The 17909-nt window shown below is 47.2% G+C and carries 18 protein-coding genes; 9 read left to right on the plus strand and 9 right to left on the minus strand.

Annotated elements, in window-relative coordinates; all coding sequences use genetic code 11:
- Positions 1 to 6: 6 nt before the first annotated feature.
- The 8 genes from galE to OIK42_RS18135 all read right to left on the minus strand — a co-directional run bounded on the left by galE (position 7) and on the right by OIK42_RS18135 (position 7888).
- The gene (gene galE / locus OIK42_RS18100; protein ID WP_273642521.1) at positions 7 to 1026 is read right to left on the minus strand and encodes a UDP-glucose 4-epimerase GalE; all 1020 of its coding nucleotides are present in this window, start codon (positions 1024 to 1026) and stop codon (positions 7 to 9) included.
- The gene (locus OIK42_RS18105; protein ID WP_273642522.1) at positions 1023 to 1325 is read right to left on the minus strand and encodes a DUF6170 family protein; all 303 of its coding nucleotides are present in this window, start codon (positions 1323 to 1325) and stop codon (positions 1023 to 1025) included. Before OIK42_RS18105 ends, galE begins: the two co-directional genes overlap by 4 nt.
- A 93-nt stretch (positions 1326 to 1418) precedes the next feature.
- Positions 1419 to 2945, minus strand: a complete 1527-nt coding sequence (locus tag OIK42_RS18110) for a peptide MFS transporter (protein ID WP_273642523.1) — start codon at positions 2943 to 2945, stop codon at positions 1419 to 1421.
- Positions 2946 to 3099: 154 nt separating this feature from the next.
- A complete protein-coding gene (locus tag OIK42_RS18115) occupies positions 3100 to 4218 on the minus strand; it encodes a KpsE/RkpR family capsule polysaccharide export protein (RefSeq protein ID WP_273642524.1) in 1119 nt (372 codons plus the stop codon).
- An 8-nt stretch (positions 4219 to 4226) separates the two neighbouring features.
- Entirely contained in the window at positions 4227 to 4877 is a 651-nt protein-coding gene (locus tag OIK42_RS18120; RefSeq protein ID WP_273642526.1) for an ABC transporter ATP-binding protein, read from the minus strand.
- Complete coding sequence (locus OIK42_RS18125) at positions 4874 to 5626, minus strand: ABC transporter permease (protein WP_273642527.1); 753 nt, start codon at positions 5624 to 5626, stop codon at positions 4874 to 4876. The genes OIK42_RS18120 and OIK42_RS18125 overlap by 4 nt, the downstream gene beginning before the upstream one ends.
- Positions 5627 to 5673: 47 nt before the next feature.
- A complete protein-coding gene (locus tag OIK42_RS18130) occupies positions 5674 to 7476 on the minus strand; it encodes a polysaccharide biosynthesis/export family protein (RefSeq protein WP_273642529.1) in 1803 nt (600 codons plus the stop codon).
- Positions 7477 to 7498: 22 nt separating this feature from the next.
- Complete coding sequence (locus tag OIK42_RS18135) at positions 7499 to 7888, minus strand: hypothetical protein (protein ID WP_273642531.1); 390 nt, start codon at positions 7886 to 7888, stop codon at positions 7499 to 7501.
- A 344-nt stretch (positions 7889 to 8232) separates the two neighbouring features.
- On the opposite strand from OIK42_RS18135, the gene wecA reads away from it, so the two are divergent.
- The 5 genes from wecA to galU all read left to right on the plus strand — a co-directional run bounded on the left by wecA (position 8233) and on the right by galU (position 13474).
- Positions 8233 to 9309 (plus strand): UDP-N-acetylglucosamine--undecaprenyl-phosphate N-acetylglucosaminephosphotransferase, encoded by a 1077-nt coding sequence (gene wecA / locus OIK42_RS18140; RefSeq protein WP_273642532.1) that lies wholly within the window; start codon positions 8233 to 8235, stop codon positions 9307 to 9309.
- Between the two features lie 73 nt (positions 9310 to 9382).
- Complete coding sequence (locus tag OIK42_RS18145; protein ID WP_273642533.1) at positions 9383 to 10270, plus strand: glycosyltransferase; 888 nt, start codon at positions 9383 to 9385, stop codon at positions 10268 to 10270.
- Entirely contained in the window at positions 10267 to 11133 is an 867-nt protein-coding gene (locus OIK42_RS18150) for a glycosyltransferase family 2 protein (RefSeq protein ID WP_273642534.1), read from the plus strand. Before OIK42_RS18145 ends, OIK42_RS18150 begins: the two co-directional genes overlap by 4 nt.
- A gap of 104 nt (positions 11134 to 11237) precedes the next feature.
- Positions 11238 to 12581, plus strand: coding sequence for a UDP-glucose dehydrogenase family protein (locus OIK42_RS18155; protein ID WP_273642535.1), 1344 nt, complete (start codon positions 11238 to 11240; stop codon positions 12579 to 12581).
- Positions 12581 to 13474, plus strand: a complete 894-nt coding sequence (gene galU, locus OIK42_RS18160) for a UTP--glucose-1-phosphate uridylyltransferase GalU (RefSeq protein ID WP_273642536.1) — start codon at positions 12581 to 12583, stop codon at positions 13472 to 13474. Before OIK42_RS18155 ends, galU begins: the two co-directional genes overlap by 1 nt.
- 87 nt (positions 13475 to 13561) lie before the next feature.
- Here the strand turns inward: galU and suhB are convergent, their stop codons facing one another.
- Complete coding sequence (suhB, locus tag OIK42_RS18165; protein WP_273642537.1) at positions 13562 to 14338, minus strand: inositol-1-monophosphatase; 777 nt, start codon at positions 14336 to 14338, stop codon at positions 13562 to 13564.
- Between the two features lie 166 nt (positions 14339 to 14504).
- Here suhB and trmJ point away from each other — a divergent pair, with 166 nt between their 5' ends.
- The 4 genes from trmJ (at position 14505) to OIK42_RS18185 (ending at position 17809) form a co-directional block, all read left to right on the plus strand.
- Positions 14505 to 15221, plus strand: a complete 717-nt coding sequence (gene trmJ / locus OIK42_RS18170) for a tRNA (cytosine(32)/uridine(32)-2'-O)-methyltransferase TrmJ (protein ID WP_273642538.1) — start codon at positions 14505 to 14507, stop codon at positions 15219 to 15221.
- Positions 15222 to 15224: 3 nt separating this feature from the next.
- Entirely contained in the window at positions 15225 to 16040 is an 816-nt protein-coding gene (gene cysE, locus OIK42_RS18175) for a serine O-acetyltransferase (RefSeq protein ID WP_273642540.1), read from the plus strand.
- 112 nt (positions 16041 to 16152) lie between these two features.
- Entirely contained in the window at positions 16153 to 16635 is a 483-nt protein-coding gene (gene iscR / locus OIK42_RS18180; protein WP_273642541.1) for a Fe-S cluster assembly transcriptional regulator IscR, read from the plus strand.
- Positions 16636 to 16639: 4 nt separating this feature from the next.
- A complete protein-coding gene (locus OIK42_RS18185; protein WP_273642542.1) occupies positions 16640 to 17809 on the plus strand; it encodes an IscS subfamily cysteine desulfurase in 1170 nt (389 codons plus the stop codon).
- Positions 17810 to 17909: the final 100 nt, after the last annotated feature.

Genomic DNA, 17909 nt, shown 5'->3' on the forward strand with positions numbered 1-17909 from the left:
TGTTGGCTAAGAGGTGTAGCCCTGGGGATTGTTCGATTGCCAGTGCCAGGCGTCGCGGCACATATCTTCTAAGCTTTTCTGGGCATTCCAGTTAAGCTCGGTGGCCGCCTTGGTAGGGTCGGCATAGCATGCCGCGATATCGCCAGAGCGGCGTGGCGCAATTTTGTAGCTAATGGGTTTGCCGCAGGCTTTTTCAAAGGCGTTAATCATTTCAAGCACCGAATAGCCCTGACCAGTCCCCAGGTTATAAACATCCAGCCCCATGCTCAGCGACAAGCGCTCAATGGCTTTTATATGACCATCGGCAAGATCTTCGACATGAATATAATCGCGCACGCCGGTTCCGTCAGCGGTGTCATAATCATCACCAAATACTGCCAGTTGTTCGAGTTTGCCGGAAGCAACCTGAGAGATATATGGCATTAGGTTATTGGGAATACCGTTGGGATCTTCACCTATTTGCCCTGACGGATGAGCGCCGACGGGGTTAAAGTATCGAAGTATTACGATGTTCCAGTTTTCATCAGAGCTGTGCAGATCTGTCAGTACGTTTTCGACCATCAATTTAGACATGCCGTAAGGATTAGTGGGATGGCCGGTAGACATATTTTCGCGCAGCGGCAAGGATACCGGATCACCATAGACAGTGGCCGAAGAGCTGAAAACGATATTTTTAACCCCATGCTGCGCCATTACCTGACACAGGTTTATTGACCCATACACGTTGTTCTCATAATAATTCAACGGTTTTTGTACTGATTCTCCAACCGCTTTCAGACCAGCGAAATGAATAACCGCATCGATAGAATGCTGTGCAAATACACTATTGAGTTGCGTGTCATTACGAATGTCACCTTCTACAAAAGTGACTGACTTGCCGGTGAGGGCCGATACTCTGCGTAATGACTCTTCCGATGCATTACAGAGATTGTCAAACACGATGACCTGATAGTTGGCCTCGAGCAGTTGTAAGACAGTGTGACTGCCAATGTAGCCGGCACCACCGGTGACTAAAATTGTTTTCATTCATGTTCCTTGTCATCTTTAGGGGCTAAATATTTTGCACTGAGTGAATATTGTACCGGCTTGACGAGCAGTGGGTACAGCAGAAATACCAGCAATGCCCACAGCAACGCGGTCCAGTCATTGGCCGTGCGAAGCAGTAACGCGAATGCCGGTACAATAACAACAAGTTTAAGAATATTCAGTAAGGTTTTTTCTGGCACGGAGAGCTTTTTGGCAGCACGCTCAAGGCGCTGCATTCTCTGCGCGAGGGGTAACCCTTCAAGCTCAGGGATGTTGCGAGTCGAAAAATAGAATTTCATAAAGTGCTCTTAAAAAAAACCGCCGGCAAATGACTTTACGGCGGTTATTGTATGGCAATCTACCAGTGCTTAAAACACACTAATACTGACTCTCTATGCCTTATCCTCAATACCTGCTTTTTCCCAGAATCGGGATTTCACACTTAACAGACCAATTACAATGGCAATCGCGATGCAAAATAGCGCGATTTGAAGGTAAAGGTTAGGCATTTCCTGCAAGTTTTCAGGGTCAAAGTTGCCGGAAAGCAGACCTGAAATGACGTTACCAATAGAGTAGGTCAGTACAAATACGCCCATCATCTGGCCGGCAAAACGCTTCGGCGATAGTTTACTTACTGCACTGAGTGCCACAGGGCTGAGGCAAAGTTCACCCACAGTGTGAAGGAAGTACGTTGTTACCAGCCACATCGGTGCAACCTTAAGGCCTTGTGCAGCGTATTGAGAGGCCAGGAACATCACCAGGAAGCCTGATGCCATAATAACAATACCAATGGCACACTTGATGGTATAGGACGGATCAATCATACGTTTGGCAAGGTTGATCCAGAGTGCAGCAAAAAACGGAGAAAGAATAATAATAAACAGTGAGTTAGACAGTTGAAACCACACTGTCGGTATTGCATCCATACCAAACCATGATGTCAGCAGCGAACCACTTTCCAGCACACGGTCGGTATAATTCTGTGCAAAGAGATTGAGTGATGAGCCTGCTTGCTCAAAACCAGACCAGAAGCATGCAGAAGCTACACAAACTAAAAACAGTGCCCACATACGCTGCTTTTCATTGTCGCTCAATTCACCTTTAAAGTAGATAAGGCCGAAATAGACAAAGAAAATAATGGTGAAGATAATTGCCACTTTTTGTGCAAGGGCCACAGGCTCGATAACGATAGTGCCCATGTGAGCCAAAATGGTAACCATGATTGCCGCTGCGACAACAGCCAATACGCCTGTCCAGGCGCGCTGTTTGGCAGCGCCCACATAGGGGTTTGCTGGCGCAACGGACTCTTCAGATAGCGAGTGGTTGCTAAAGTAATATTGAATAAGGCCAAGCGCCATACCCACAGCCGCGGCGCCAAATGCATAATGCCAGCCCCAGCTTTCCTGTAGGTAACCTGTTACCAGGTAAGCAATCAAAGAGCCGATGTTAATGCCCATATAATACAGCGCATAGCCACTGTCTCGTCGGCTGTCACGGTCACTGTACTGCTGGCCGACCATTGCGGAAATATTTGGTTTAAGTAGTCCGGTACCCGTTGCCACAAGAATCAAACCCACAAAGAATAAACTTTGCAAATCGATAGCAAGCACTACGTGCCCGGCAAAGATGATGATACCGCCGTACCAGACGGCTTTTTTACCACCAATCAGGCGATCAGCCAGCCACCCTCCGGGCAGGCCAAGGAAATACACCGCGCCGGTGTATAGGCCGTAAATTGCCCCTGCCGTGGCTACTGTCAGGCCAAGGCCTTGAGTCTGCAGGCTGGCTGTCATAAAAAGTACTAGCAGGGCACGCATGCCGTAATAACTCATGCGCTCCCACATTTCGGTAAAAAACAAGGTCTGTAGACCCTTTGGATGGCCAAAGAAGCTGGTGTCGTTAGATATTTTTGTTGTCACAACAGAGTTCCATATAGTTTTTATTTGAATGTTTTATGTCGATGCTGGGTTTACCGGTTGCGATAAATACATCGAATGCTTTGTTTATACTAGAGGATGATACCAGACACAAGCCACCTGTGATGATGGCCGTGTATGACATCCCGGGTCAGTATCAAAGCTCTTTTATGGTTGCCACGACGATACGTCCTGCTATAAGCACCATCGTTAATAAGACGCCCAATAAAACAAGGTTATAGAGTGTTTTAGGATATTTTGCGTCATCAGGTAGCCGCGGAGACTCAATAGTCACCAAATGCAGAATTTGTTGATAGGTTTCCACCCGGGCGTTTTCGAGTGTCATTAATGAGGCAGAATAAGCCTGCAGCGATAGCTCCATCTGAACCTTAAGGTTAGAATATTGCGCCATCAACTGGTTGATTGAGCGATTGTTACCATCGGCATGGACGTCATTGATTTTATTTTTCTGGCTGGCTATTTGTTCCTTGATAGCGCGTATTTGGCGTTTTAGCGATATCACCTGTGAGGCGGACTCGGACATGATACTTGACATGGTATTGAGCTCAGCTTCTTTTTGCGCGAGGGTCGCTTCTAAAGAAAACGCAATTTGCTGAAACGCGGCGCCTTCTGCATTTGGGTCGAGTACATTGTATTTTGACTGAAAATCTAACAGAGCAAGCTTACTGTCCTGAAGCTTTTGCTGAACAATATCGTGTTCTCTTTGCGCAAACGATAAACGCGATTTTGCCAAATCATTACTGATCTCATTGATAAACCATTCCGCGCGGTTAACAATGGTCTGGTTAATGAGTTGCGCATAGCTTGCTTCAAAGGCCCGTGCAGACAACTCTATAATGCCTGACGCCGAATCAATAACGACCTGGGTATTATCCTGATAGAATTCAAGGAAGTCCTCGTCGCTATGATTTTCCGGTAAGCGGCTAAATACATCACCCACATCTGACATGTAGTGTTCCCGAAGGGCGATGGTCTGGTCCAGGTAATGCAGCATATCCGCTGAACGGATAAACGATACCACTAACTGGCTGTCATTTGATGAGGAAACTCCGGTGACACCTGACATAAGCATTGATGAGGGGTCAAAATTATTGGCGCTATCAGACGACTTAACCACCAACTGACTGACACTCTCGTATTTTGGGGCCGCCAAAAGCATTAAGTACATTGCATAAAGCAACCATGGAATAACGATAAGAAGCGCCGGCCGTCTGGCCACCTGGCTGGAAACTTTGTTTATTACATTATTATTCATTAAGTTCTTCATTCCATATAAACGCTGATAGCTTCTTCAAGATCACTGTAAAATTGTAACTGACCGTCTTTGAGTAATATCGCCGAGGTACAAAACTCTCTGATTTGGTCCATTTCGTGACTGACCATGATCAAACCTGCTTGTTTGGCTTTTACTTCCAGGGTCTCACGTGCTTTGCGACGAAACTTAGGATCGCCCACCGACGTTGCCTCGTCTATCAGGTAGATATCAAAGTTAATGTTTACGCAGCAGGCAAAGACTAACCTGGCCCGCATACCCGAGGAATAAGTTCTCACCGGTAAATCGAAGCGTTCACCAATCTCAGCAAAATCTTGTACCGCTTCTTCGTATGAATTTAAATTTGCGACATTATTAATGCGTCCAATAAAGCGCGTGTTTTCTCTGCCTGTCATGAGCGGATGAATACCAGTGGCGAGGGCGACTGGCCAGGACATCGACTTATTGGTATAGACATAACCTTTGTCGGGATATTCACTTTTAGCCAGCATTCTAAACAGGGTTGATTTACCAGAACCATTTTTGCCTAAAATGGCGACATTGTCTTCAGTTGGGAAATCAAAGTTTATGTTTTTAAATATAAACTGTCTGCCTATTTTACTAGGGTATGACTTGGTCAGATTGATTAGCCGTATGGTCATCGTGAAAGCAAGCCTTTCCAGGTAATGTGGTATAGCGATACAGCAAAGAACGTCACAACCAGTGTAAATTCTAATGGATAAGCAAAGGATATGCCTTCATCGCCATAAGACTCATAGCACGCATACCTCGCTAGCTCAATGATATGCACCAGCGGGTTCCACGTAAACCAGTGCCAGTATTCTTTCGGGATATCCTGCAGACTAAAAAACACGCAGGAAATAAAAAATAATGGGCGGGTAAATATATTGATGACCTTTTTGACTTCCGGGTGATAGGTCATGGCGATGCCAAATAAACAGCTCATGCTAAACGTCATTAGCCACAGCAAATGAAAAAGCGTTAGTAACAACAGCGCGTCATGCACTTCAAAGGTTAAATCGAGCAGGTACAGCGCAACTATCGACAGCACTACAACAATGGCTTTGATTGCATATTCAATAAAGACACTAACCAGTAGGCCAGCGATAGGCTGCACCTGACGAAATGCATACAGGGGTTTATTCTTGGTAAACGCGTTCGCCACTTTATTTAACGGCGTAATAAATGACTGAATGGTTATCATGCCTACCATCATAAAAATCATGATGGGCACACCGTGGACATCGCTGCTACTGATTACACTTCGAATGTAGGCCAGGCCAAAAACCAATAGAAAGGGTTCAACAAACGCCCACGCCAAGCCTAACTTGTCATTAAACTGAGATTGGAGTTCCCGCAGAAAGAGGGCAAAACAAACGGTTCGCCACACTTTCAGCTGCTCTGTGAATGAAATTTTGAGCGGCGCAGACATTATCTTTAGTTTATCGCTACGTTAGCAGCAACCGCAATCTGATAGATGATTTGCGTGATGTCTTTTACAGCCTGCAGGGTTTTCGCATCAATTTGAGGTAACACAATGACCTGGTCGCCGGCTGCGATATCCGAGTCGTCAGAGGCATCATAAAAGTCGACCATGCCATTTGCGCGGATTACCAATATCCGCTCATCGTTGGCGCGTTCACTAAAGCCTCCAGCCCAGGCCACATAATCCGTGATTTTTGCATCAGGATTGAACACCACTGACTGGGGCATTAACACTTCACCACCTACATGCACCAGATCGGTTTTGGCCGGAATAACAATAGTATCGTTCTCTTCAAGCAGAATATTTGCCACACTGCTTTTGTCGGCAATAATGACCTTGCCTAAGGGTTTAATCTGACGGGCCCGCGCCACAAAGTCAGACACCAACTGCGCTTCCTGTACCCGTATTGAGCCTTCACCTGTAGAACGCACCGGCGCCGTGTAAACGCTTCGCTCTAACCTGTCGAGTGCCTGGTCGATAATCATCTGTTGCTGTTCTGCGACACTTTCACGTAAAATATACACGCTTTTAAAATTGGCCAGGGCCGGATCGACCTCGATATTACTGAGTACCTGGTGCAGCCGTGCGCCTTTGCTCACCATGACTCTGGAGGCACCGCGAAAACTGCCGGTAATATTGATTGGGTACACCTGCTGCTCATGGTCATTTTTAAATTCCACATGATCGCCGGATTTCAGGACAAAATTGCCAAAATTATTCAGTGAAGTGTAACGGGCAAAGTGGGCGCCGTCGCGCAGCCCACTAATGGAAACGTGACTTATAAAATCACCGGGGCGCGCATAATCTACCAATGCATTACCGCTTAAATCCTCAGGCATGAGCTCAAACGTAAAACTATTACGGGCGCCTTCGCTTACTGTGATCGTGGGACCAATCGGATGGATCAAAAGCACATCTCTGTCCTGGAATGACACCGTCGGAATTTCGCCATTGGTTATAAAATCGTATAAATCAAACGATTCGATTACCTTGCCATTGCGTATTAAGTCAATCTGGCGAAAACTGCCGCGCAGAAAATCTATGCCTCCAGCGCGTTTAAGAAAATACAGCGGGCTGTCGGTCGCTTGCCCTGCATATTGTCCCGGTCTTAGCACCGGCCCGGAAACATAGACCGATACTGGCGTGGCGGTTAACAGGTTAACGTAAACATTGACGTCGTTGGTATACACCTGCTTAATTGTTTGGGTAACCACCTGGTTAACATTGCTTGCTGGAACATTGAGTAGGTTTATCGGCCCGAGCTTGGGGATAAATATATTGCCCTGGCTGTCCACAGTGGCCACATCAGAATAGTCAACGGCTCCCCACATCCATATTGAGATCTGATCGCCCGGTGCCACCAGGTAGTTTTCGTTGATTGCATTGGCGCGTTCTGATTCAAAGCCGCCAACGAACAAGTTTGCTGCAAACGGCGGGTTGTCCATTGTTTCCTGTAACGGGAATACCATTTCCATGGTTGGCTCTCCGGGCAACACCAAGCCGTTTCTGGGCTTGTTAGTGTATTGTCCGTTGGATGGCCGGGTGCCGGTTTGACTAGTCCCTGATAAACCCGGTATAGGAGACAGCTGCATGGGTTGATTACCGGTCATGCCCTGCGCATTTGCAGCATTATTATTTGCTCCCCGCTGCTGCAGCTGTTGTTGGGCTTGTTGAATTTGCTCAGCGGTTTGGGCAGAGGCAATTGTGATCATGGCGAACTGTAAAACGACGGCAAACCATAAAAAAATGCGCATATTATTCTTTAGCCTTTATTTATTATTGAACGCGGGAGGATACTAAAGCAGGGTAGAGCAGCCAGTACGAGTCGTAATGGCATACAGGACGGACCTCCTGAGCGCCAGACAGGTTGGACCTGGCTAAGCGGTGACATTTGGCACCCATTGCTGACATATAACTAGCCGACACCTGATACTCTTTTCCATCAATAACTAACGGCTTATTGCTGACTACATTGAGTTCCGGTATGGCCATTGCATAGTTTGAATTGGCGGATGCCGTTTTTTGCTCGTTAAATTGTCCGGTAACACTGGTATAGCTCTGATTAACTAGCGGCAGATTAGACTTGACGTTTTGCGGTTGTGACACGCACCCAAGCAAACTCAACACAGTAGTTAACAATGCGAAGCTTGAAATTACTTTTCTCATTGTTCAACGAAATACGTCCATTTATGATGGCAATTAGCATAACATAACCGAAAAAAAAGGCATGCACAGATTTATCAGGCTAAGACTGAAAGGTTAAAAAGTGAAGTTTTAGCGTAAATAGTAGCCGAATGAATTTAATTTGATGGTTGGGGCTAGTCAGTAGTGCAGATGTTTATTATCATTAGTAAGAATTTAGCTATCTCTCCACAAAACTTAGCATAGCTGTCATGATTAATCGTAACTATAAAAATAATATTAATGGAGTCAGTAATTTAATGGATGGTCCGTTTTACAGCGTAGGCACCAGTGCACCAGTAGGCGCCTTCTGTGGAGATAAATAAGGCATGATGAGTTATCTTCAGTTAGTTCCGTTGTTAACGGCGTTTGTTGTTGCGCTCGTTTTACTGGTTGTTATGACTCCCCTTGCACACCAGTTTGGACTGGTTGATCAGCCCTCCTATCGTAAGCGTCACAATGGCCTGGTCCCTCTGACCGGCGGCGTAGCGATATTTGTAGCGGTTTTAGTTGCCAGTGTTCTCACTGACGTGTGGATGAAAAACAACCCGCTGTTTTTTACTGCTTCTTCTTTTATTGTGCTGCTAGGTATGCTGGACGATCGGTTTGATCTCAGTGCTAAAGGGCGTCTGGTATGTCAGTTCGGCGTAGCGTCAATCATGGCGTGGAGCGCACAAAACTATATTACATCACTGGGTGATATTTTTGGTTTTGGTTCGGTGTATCTCGGTCTGGCAGGCTATTTTTTCACGCTCATATGCGTTGTAGGGGTTATCAACGCGATTAATATGATTGATGGCATTGATGGTTTAGCCGGTGGTATGAGTCTTGTGGTATTAGTTAGCGTAGTGAGTTTGCTATTGCTGTCTGGCAATGGGGCAGCCATCATGGAACCACTGGTTATCATAGCGGCAATTGTCCCGTTTCTGGCGTTTAATCTCAGTCTGAAAGGATTTAAAGGCAACAAGATCTTCATGGGTGACGCAGGCAGCATGTTTGTCGGCTTAACGATAGTCTGGTTGCTGGTTGATCATACCCAGGGTGAAAACGCGTCGTTGCGACCCATCACGGGTGTCTGGTTGATAGGTCTGCCGTTAATGGATATGGCGGCGATTATGTTTCGCCGTGCCTGCAAAGGTCAGTCTGTATTGCGGCCTGATACCAAGCATCTGCATAATATCTTTATGCGAGCCGGTTTTAGTCCTCGACGCTCATTGGTAGCAATCTTGTTAATGGGCGCTGCTTACTGCGTAATTGGTATTTTAGGGGAAGTGTACAAAGTACCTGATTATATTATGTTCTGGGGGTTCATGGCATTACTCGTTGTGTACAGTACAGCAATCATGAATATATGGAAAATCATTCGTTTCGTGCGTGATACCAAACGAACGTTATTTCAGAACTAAATAAGCAACAAAGATGCAATTTTATTTTAGAATCCGTTACACTGCGGCACATTCTAGCTAAGCGGATGTTCTTTTGACGCCAAATTTTTCAATTAAGCATAGCCGCTATATCGTGCATGAAGTACCCGCTATCGTAGCGATGGCTGTCTACGGTCAGGACCGTGAAGAATGGGTCGCACAAGCAATAAGTAGTATCCGGCAACAGACCTACACTGATTTTTTGTATGTAATCGTTATTGACGGCGAAATTCCCCAGTCGATGTATGATTTGATCATGCAGCACGGCGCCGATGATGAGAGGCTCGTTATTGTCCAGGGAACGGTTAATCGTGGGTTGTCTTCGTGCATGAACTTCGCCATCGATTGGTCTTTGTCCTTAAAACCACAGTATTTTTTTCGCATGGATGCGGATGATGTCTCTGAAGTTAACCGACTCGAAAAACAAATTAATTACCTGGATAAGCATTTACATGTGTCAATTCTGGGCACCGGGTTGGTTGAAATTAATGAGCAAAACCAGAAAGTCGGGGCGCGGGTAATGCCGCAGACCAATCGTCAGATCAAACGTCTGTTGCCTCGCCGTTGTACCATTAATCACCCAACTGTTTGCATTCGTTACAATGTATTCACCGATGGCTACCGCTATAACGATTCGTTGCGTAACACGCAGGATTATTTTTTGTGGATCGAACTGGCGTCAAAAGGGTATATCTTTTGTAATCTCAAAGATAAGTTACTCAGATTTCGCCGGGTAAACGATTTTTATAAGCGCCGCGGACTGATCAAATCGTTAAATGAATTTCGCGCCAGAATTCGCGCTATGTGTGAACTGAGACGCCTTACCCCTTACAATTTGTTTTATGCGTGTTTTGTACTGGGATTGCGTATGATGCCTTCAGGTATTATAAAGATGGCGTATAAGCTCGATCGCCACATACTGGAAAAAATTGTCAAACATTGAATTTTGCAGCCATAATTACGCTGTTTCATCCGGAACAGAGCCCCCTTCTTAATAATATCGACCTGCTTTGCCAGGCCGGATGGACAGTGGTTATCGTCGATAATTCCCCTGATTCACATCAGCATTGGTTTAGCGCCAACATCCATTATCTGCAGTTTGCCGACAATGCAGGCATTGCTGCGGCTCAAAACAGTGGTTTAAAGCTGGCGCAACAATTGCAAAGTGACTTTGCGATGCTGCTGGATCAGGACAGCGAATTAAATGAAAGCTTCATAGCTGCGCTGATGATGCGAACACAAAAAGCTTGCAGACAATTTAATCAACTTGCCGCTTATGGTCCGACAATTGTCAGTCAGTTTGATCACCGGGCAGTGAAAGCCGGGTTTCAAAAACCCATAAAAAGCGATGACGGCTTTTTGATTTGCCGGCAAATTATTGCTTCGGGCATGACTATCCCGCTATCGGTAATAAATGATATTGGCCTGATGGAAGAAGGGCTATTTATTGATGGTGTTGATCACGAATGGTGTTGGCGGGCACAACAAAAAGGCTATGTTGTAGTATGCGACAGCGAGACTTCGCTCTTGCACCGCCAGGGAGAGGAGCGCAAGCGATTGCTGGGCATTACATTTAAGATAGGCCAGCCGCTGCGCCTGTACTACCAGTATCGAAATATTTTGGTGTTGTTAAGACGTGCTTATGTGCCGCTTTACTGGAAAGCGCGAAATTTAATTGCGTTACCGGTTCGTTGGCTGGTGAATCGCTTTTTTGTGGCGGATTCAACGCTGCGGGGACGCTATATCAGTGCCGGTATAAAGGATGGCTTACGTGCCCGCACCGGGCGCTACAAAACTGATAAATGATTTGTATTGAGCCCGGTGCGTCATGATGCTTTAATAAATAGATTTTAAACTACAAAAACCTGTGCGCATTGCAGGAAGTGCTTAGTCATAGAGGGAAGTAAATAATGAAGGTAACAGTCTTCGGAATTGGTTATGTAGGCTTGGTGCAGGCTGCCGTTTTGGCAGAAGTTGGCCACGAAGTTGTTTGTGTGGATGTTGATCAAGCTAAAGTAGATAACCTGAAAAACGGCATTATTCCGATTTACGAGCCAGGCTTAACACCGCTGGTAACCAGCAATTATGAAGGCGGTCGGGTCGATTTCACCACCGATGCTAAAGCTGGCGTAGAACACGGTGAGCTGATATTTATTGCGGTAGGCACGCCGCCCGATGAGGATGGATCAGCTGATTTGAAATATGTGCTGGCGGTAGCCGAAACCATCGCAACACATATGCAATCGCACAAAATTATTATTAATAAGTCTACGGTACCGGTTGGCACCGCCGATCGTGTCAATGCGAAAGTAGCCGAAACGTTAGAAGGGCTCAATAAGACATTGACTTTTGATGTAGTGTCGAACCCTGAATTTTTAAAAGAAGGTGCCGCTGTTAACGACTGTATGCGCCCCGATCGGATCATCATTGGCACAGAAAGTGACTCCGCAGAGAAAAAACTACGCGAGCTTTATTCACCCTTTAACCGCAACCATGACAAAGTCATCGTTATGGATATTCGCTCTGCTGAATTAACAAAATATGCAGCGAATTGTATGCTGGCAACAAAAATTAGCTTTATGAACGAAATGGCTAACCTTGCTGAGTGTTTTGGCGCTGACATTGAAAACGTGCGACGTGGTATAGGCTCAGACCCTCGTATTGGCTATCAGTTTATCTATCCGGGCTGTGGTTACGGCGGCTCATGTTTCCCCAAAGATGTGCAAGCGCTCATTCGCAGTGCAAATCAGGTCGGGTATAAAGCCAAAGTGTTAGAGTCTGTCGAGTCTGTCAACTATGCTCAAAAAGAGAAGTTATTCGAATATATCAATCGTCATTTTGACGGTGATATAGCCGGTAAAACCGTTGCATTATGGGGACTTTCATTCAAGCCCAATACCGATGACATGCGCGAAGCGTCAAGTCGGGTATTAATGGAGTTATTATGGGGGCAAGGCGTAACCGTACAGGCCTACGACCCTGAAGCAATGGAAGAAACTCAACGAATATATGGTAGCCGCCCGGATCTTAAACTGGTTGGGACAAAAGAGGCTGCGCTGGAGAACGCCGACTTTTTAGTCGTATGTACTGAATGGCAGTCATTCCGAGCGCCGGACTTCGAACTCATCAAAGAGAAACTTTCTATCCCGCTGATTTTTGATGGCAGAAACCTATATGATCCGAAAATCATTTCGGAATACGGATTGCATTATTACGCAATAGGTCGAGGACTTTCAATTAAAGGACATAAATAATGAGTCAGGTAAAAAAAGCCGTTATCCCTGTAGCCGGCCTTGGCACCAGGATGCTTCCTGCAACCAAAGCCATTCCCAAAGAGATGCTGCCGGTTGTTGATAAACCATTAATTCAGTACGTGGTGAATGAATGCGTACAGGCAGGGCTAAAAGAAATCATACTGGTCACTCACGCCAGTAAGAACAGTATCGAGAATCACTTTGATACCTCATTTGAGCTGGAAACTACCCTGGAACAACGTGTTAAACGACAGTTACTGGAAGAGGTTCAGGCTATTTGTCCTAAGGACGTTACCATCATGCACGTTCGCCAGGGCGCAGCAAAAGGCTTGGGACATGCGATTATGTGTGCCCACCCTATGGTAGGCGACGATCCGTTTGCTGTGGTGTTACCCGATGTCATTATTGATGATTACGCCAGCAACCTTAAAAAGGACAATTTGGCTGATATGGTGGCGCGCTTTAATACCAACCGGGTCAGTCAGGTTATGGTAGAGCAGGTACCACAGGAAAGTATTTCCAAGTTCGGTATTGTTGATCTGGAAGGCGCGGAAATTAAGCCCGGCGAATCAGCGAAGATTTACGATATGGTTGAAAAGCCACCGTTGGACGAAGCACCGTCTGACCTGGCTGTGGTCGGCCGGTATGTATTATCCCACGAAATCTGGCCATTACTGGAGTACACACCGCCTGGTGCAGGGGGCGAAATTCAGCTGACAGATGCCATCACGTCATTGATGAAAGTTGAACAGGTTGATGCATATTACATGAAAGGCAGAAGCCATGATTGCGGTAGTAAGCTTGGTTATATGAAAGCCAACGTAGAATATGCGTTGCGTCACCCAACCTTAGGGGAAGACTTCAAAGCTTACCTTGCGTCACTTAACGGTTAGTCAACCAAGAAGTAAGCGACACGCATAAGCGAAAAAGGCCACTTTACAGTGGCCTTTTTGATGAGTGCTTACAATAAATGGGAGCGCTTATTTAAGGTGCTTAACCAGCCCTTGCACTACCTTACCACTACCGGCAACTATCTCACCTTTAAAGAGCGGGTCATTATTACCGCTAAAATCGGTAACCAGACCACCGGATTCACGCACGAGTAGTTCACCGGCAGCAATATCCCAGGGCTTTATTCCTCGCTCCCAGTAGCCATCATGGCGTCCGGCAGCAACATAGGCTAAATCGAGGGCGGCGCTACCAGCACGACGAATATCGCCGCAGTCATGGAAGATTTTATTTAAACGTACTGCGTAGTCGGCGTATTGGCTTTTATCTTTAAAAGGCAGGCCGGTAGCTAATACTGTTTGCGATAAGTCGCGGGCCTTACTGGCGCGGATTCGGTAACCATTGAGCTGGGCACCCTGGCCGCGGGATGCAGAAAATAGCTCACCGCGGATAGGGTCAAATACTACACCCTGATCCAAACGGCCTTTGTGCAGCAGTGCAATTGATACGGCAAAATGGGGGATGCCTTTGATAAAATTGGTGGTGCCATCCAGCGGATCGATGATCCATTGAAACTCTGCGTTATCGCCCTGAGTCTCGCCGCTTTCTTCACCTAAAAAGCTGTGATCAGGATAAGACTGCTTAATCTTGTGAATAATCGCCATCTCGGCTTCTTTATCGATTTGCGTAACGAAGTCGTTACTGCCTTTAACTTCTTTAACTAAGTCGGCACGATTTTCGAAACCGCGTAAGATAATAGAGCCAGCCACGCGCGCAGCGCGCACCGCAATGTTGAGCATCGGATGCATAACAAACCACCAATTGTAAAAGATCAAAAAATAAACGCGGCGGATTTTAACAGGTCTAAGCACTAATGCAACGTTAAGTGTAGTGGGCAGTTAACTTGGCCGGTGTGAAGATGTAAGCTGTATGCTACACTCTGCGCCACTTCCACAACTACATCATATATACAGCATGCTAGAAAACATTCGTATTGTACTTGTTAATACTTCCCACACCGGGAATATTGGTTCTACTGCCAGGGCAATGAAAACCATGGGGCTGAGTAATTTATACTTAGTTGATCCGGTTTCTGAGCCGGATGGAAAATCCAGCGCGCTGGCTGCCGGTGCCGGGGATGTGCTGGCTAAGGCTAAGATTGTCAGTAAGCTAGAAGAGGCTGTTGCAGGCTGCGGTTTAGTGGTAGGTACTTCGGCGCGCTCCAGAACCCTGAGTTGGCCGATGCTGGAGCCACGTGGCTGTGGCGAAAAGCTCATAAAAGAAGTGAGCAATTACCCGGTTGCGTTAGTCTTCGGACGGGAAAACAACGGCTTAACCAATGAAGAACTTCAGCAGTGTCACTTTCATGTGTGTATACCGGCTAACCCTGATTACAGCTCGCTGAATCTGGCCGCCGCAGTACAAACGTTATGCTATGAAATTCGTATGGCTTACCTGAATCAGGACTCTTACGAAACTGAAGAAGCAGAATACCCGCTAAATGACGACATTGAACGCTTTTACGTGCACCTTGAGTCGACACTGAGCAAAGTGCAGTTTATCAATCCCAGTCATCCGGGCATTGTCATGACGCGCTTACGTCGCTTATTTAACCGCGCGCGTCCTGAGTCGCAAGAGCTTAATATCCTGCGTGGTATACTGGCGTCAATCGATAAGTCGGTAGAGAAGTAACCCATGTTTCGCCGTGTACGAGAAGATATCGCCGCTGTGTTTCACCGTGATCCGGCGGCCCGCAATACGTTTGAAGTACTGACCAATTATCCGGGGCTGCATGCTGTGTGGCTGCACCGGATTAGTCATAAGCTTTGGCGGCTGCAGCTAAAGTGGCTGGCCCGTTCACTTTCGACTTTTAATCGTTGGTTAACCGGCATTGAGATCCACCCCGGGGCCACAATAGGGCGGCGTTTTTTTATCGATCATGGCATGGGAGTAGTGATTGGTGAAACGGCGCAGATTGGCGATGATGTTACCATTTATCATGGGGTAACTCTCGGCGGTACGACCTGGCAGGCAGGAAAACGCCATCCCACGCTGAAAAATAACGTTGTAGTGGGCGCAGGAGCCAAAGTGCTGGGGCCTATTGAAATAGGTGAAGGCGCTAAAATCGGCAGTAACTCGGTAGTGGTAAAGGACGCGCCGGCCGGCTCCACCGTATTGGGTATACCCGGTCGTATCATACAGGCCGTGAACCCCACCAGAGATGCCACCAATAAGCGTCATGCAATCGCCAAAATTTACGGTTTTGACGCCTATGCCGTGGCGGTTGATAACCCCGATCCCGTGGCAAATGCGATGGGCATAATGGTTGAACATATTCATGCGATGGAAGGCAGGGTTGAAGAGCTTTGCCAGGTTATTCAAAAAATGGGCGGTGAGGTCAGTACGGAGTGCTTCAGTTCAATGACCGCCGAAGACTTTGCCGGCACAGGCATTTCTCCGGTTGTGCCAACCCATAAGGGTAGCCATGACGAATTTGACCCACAGATATAAGCGCCGTTGAATACCTGAGCAAACGCCAGGGTTTAATACTTGACCAAAATACTCGGGTATGGAACAATTTTAGATAGATATACACAACTGTCCGAATTTAGCTGAGCTGACTATGAAACTTACCTCCAAAGGTCGATACGCCGTTACTGCTATGCTCGATGTGGCGCTGCATTCCCAGCAGGGCCCGGTGTCGCTGGCTGATATCTCTGCGCGTCAGGAAATTTCGCTGTCTTATTTGGAGCAGCTGTTTTCGCGGTTGCGCAAGGATAAGCTGGTGATTAGCGTACGTGGTCCCGGCGGTGGTTACCAACTGGGGCGTGACGCACACAAGATTGCTATTGGTCATGTAATTCGTGCCGTGGATGAGTCTGTCGACGCCACCCGCTGTCAGGGGCAGGGTGATTGTCAGGCCGGTGAGCGTTGTCTGACGCATAGTTTGTGGCAAGATCTCAGCGACCGTATCAGCCACTTTCTTGATGGCATAACCTTAGGTGAGCTAATGGCTAAAGGCGATGTGCAGGCAGTGGCAGGTCGCCAGGACAAACACACAAATAATAGCCTGGAAGGCAAAATTCAAGTCAGCATACAACTGTAATATTATGAATAATCGCTCCACAGTCTATCTTGATTACGCCTCAACGACCCCGGTTGACCCCCAGGTCGCTGACGGTATGGCTGCCTGTATGACGATGGAAGGTAACTTTGGTAATCCGGCATCGCGCTCTCACCGGTTTGGCTGGATGGCTGAAGAATCGGTTGATATCGCCAGAAATCAAATTGCTGATTTGGTTAACTGTGATCCGCGCGAGATCGTGTTTACGTCTGGTGCCACTGAGTCTGATAACGCGGCAATAAAGGGCGTTGTAGAAGCGTCCGATGTGGATACACCGCACATCATTACCGCCTGTACCGAACATAAAGCTGTGCTTGATACCTGCGAATATCTGGCGAAAAAAGGCGCCGCAATTACCTATTTAACACCAGATCCCCAGGGCTTAATTAGTGCCCAACAAGTGGCTGATGCGATCACCGCCGATACTGTTCTAGTCAGTATTATGCATGTGAACAACGAAATTGGTGTCGTGCAGGACATTGCGGCAATCGGCGAGGTTTGCCGGGCACACAAAGTACCTTTTCACGTTGATGCCGCGCAGAGCCTGGGCAAGTTACCCATTAATCTGGCTGAACTACCGGTCGAATTAATGTCGTTTTCTGCCCACAAATGCTACGGACCTAAAGGAATCGGCGCGCTGTACGTACGACGCCGCCCCAGCACGCCAATCACGGCGCAAATACATGGCGGCGGCCATGAGCGCGGCATGCGCTCCGGCACATTACCGACCCACCAAATCGTCGGTTTTGGCCTGGCGTGTGAACTGGCCGGTCACAAAATGGACCAGGAAAGCGCCCGGCTGCGCGGTTATACCGAGCAACTGTGGCGGCAACTGGCGATGTTGGGAGATGTGCATTTAAATGGCGATCTGAATCATCGCGTACCGGGTATTATTAATATCAGTATAGGCGGTGTCGATGGAGAGAGCCTGGTGATGGGCCTGCATGACATTGCACTATCAACTGGTTCAGCATGCACCTCGGCGAGTATGGCACCCTCGTATGTGCTCACCGCGTTAGGCCGCAGTGATGAACTGGCGCACGCGGGTTTGCGTTTTTCGGTAGGGCGCTACACTACAGCCGAGGATATTGAGCATACGATAAAACGTGTGTCAGAAGTCACGCACACACTGCGTCAGGCCCGCGCGACGGGATAATCGGCGTCCGGGGAAACACGGCAATTCACAAGGTGCCGTGCTGCGATTGCAGTTTGTCTGATAATAAGGCAAGATCGCGCCCCCGACGGTAGTACCCGAC

Origin of the sequence: Alteromonas gilva (genome assembly GCF_028595265.1) — a bacterium.
Classification (GTDB): Bacteria; Pseudomonadota; Gammaproteobacteria; order Enterobacterales; family Alteromonadaceae; genus Alteromonas; species Alteromonas gilva.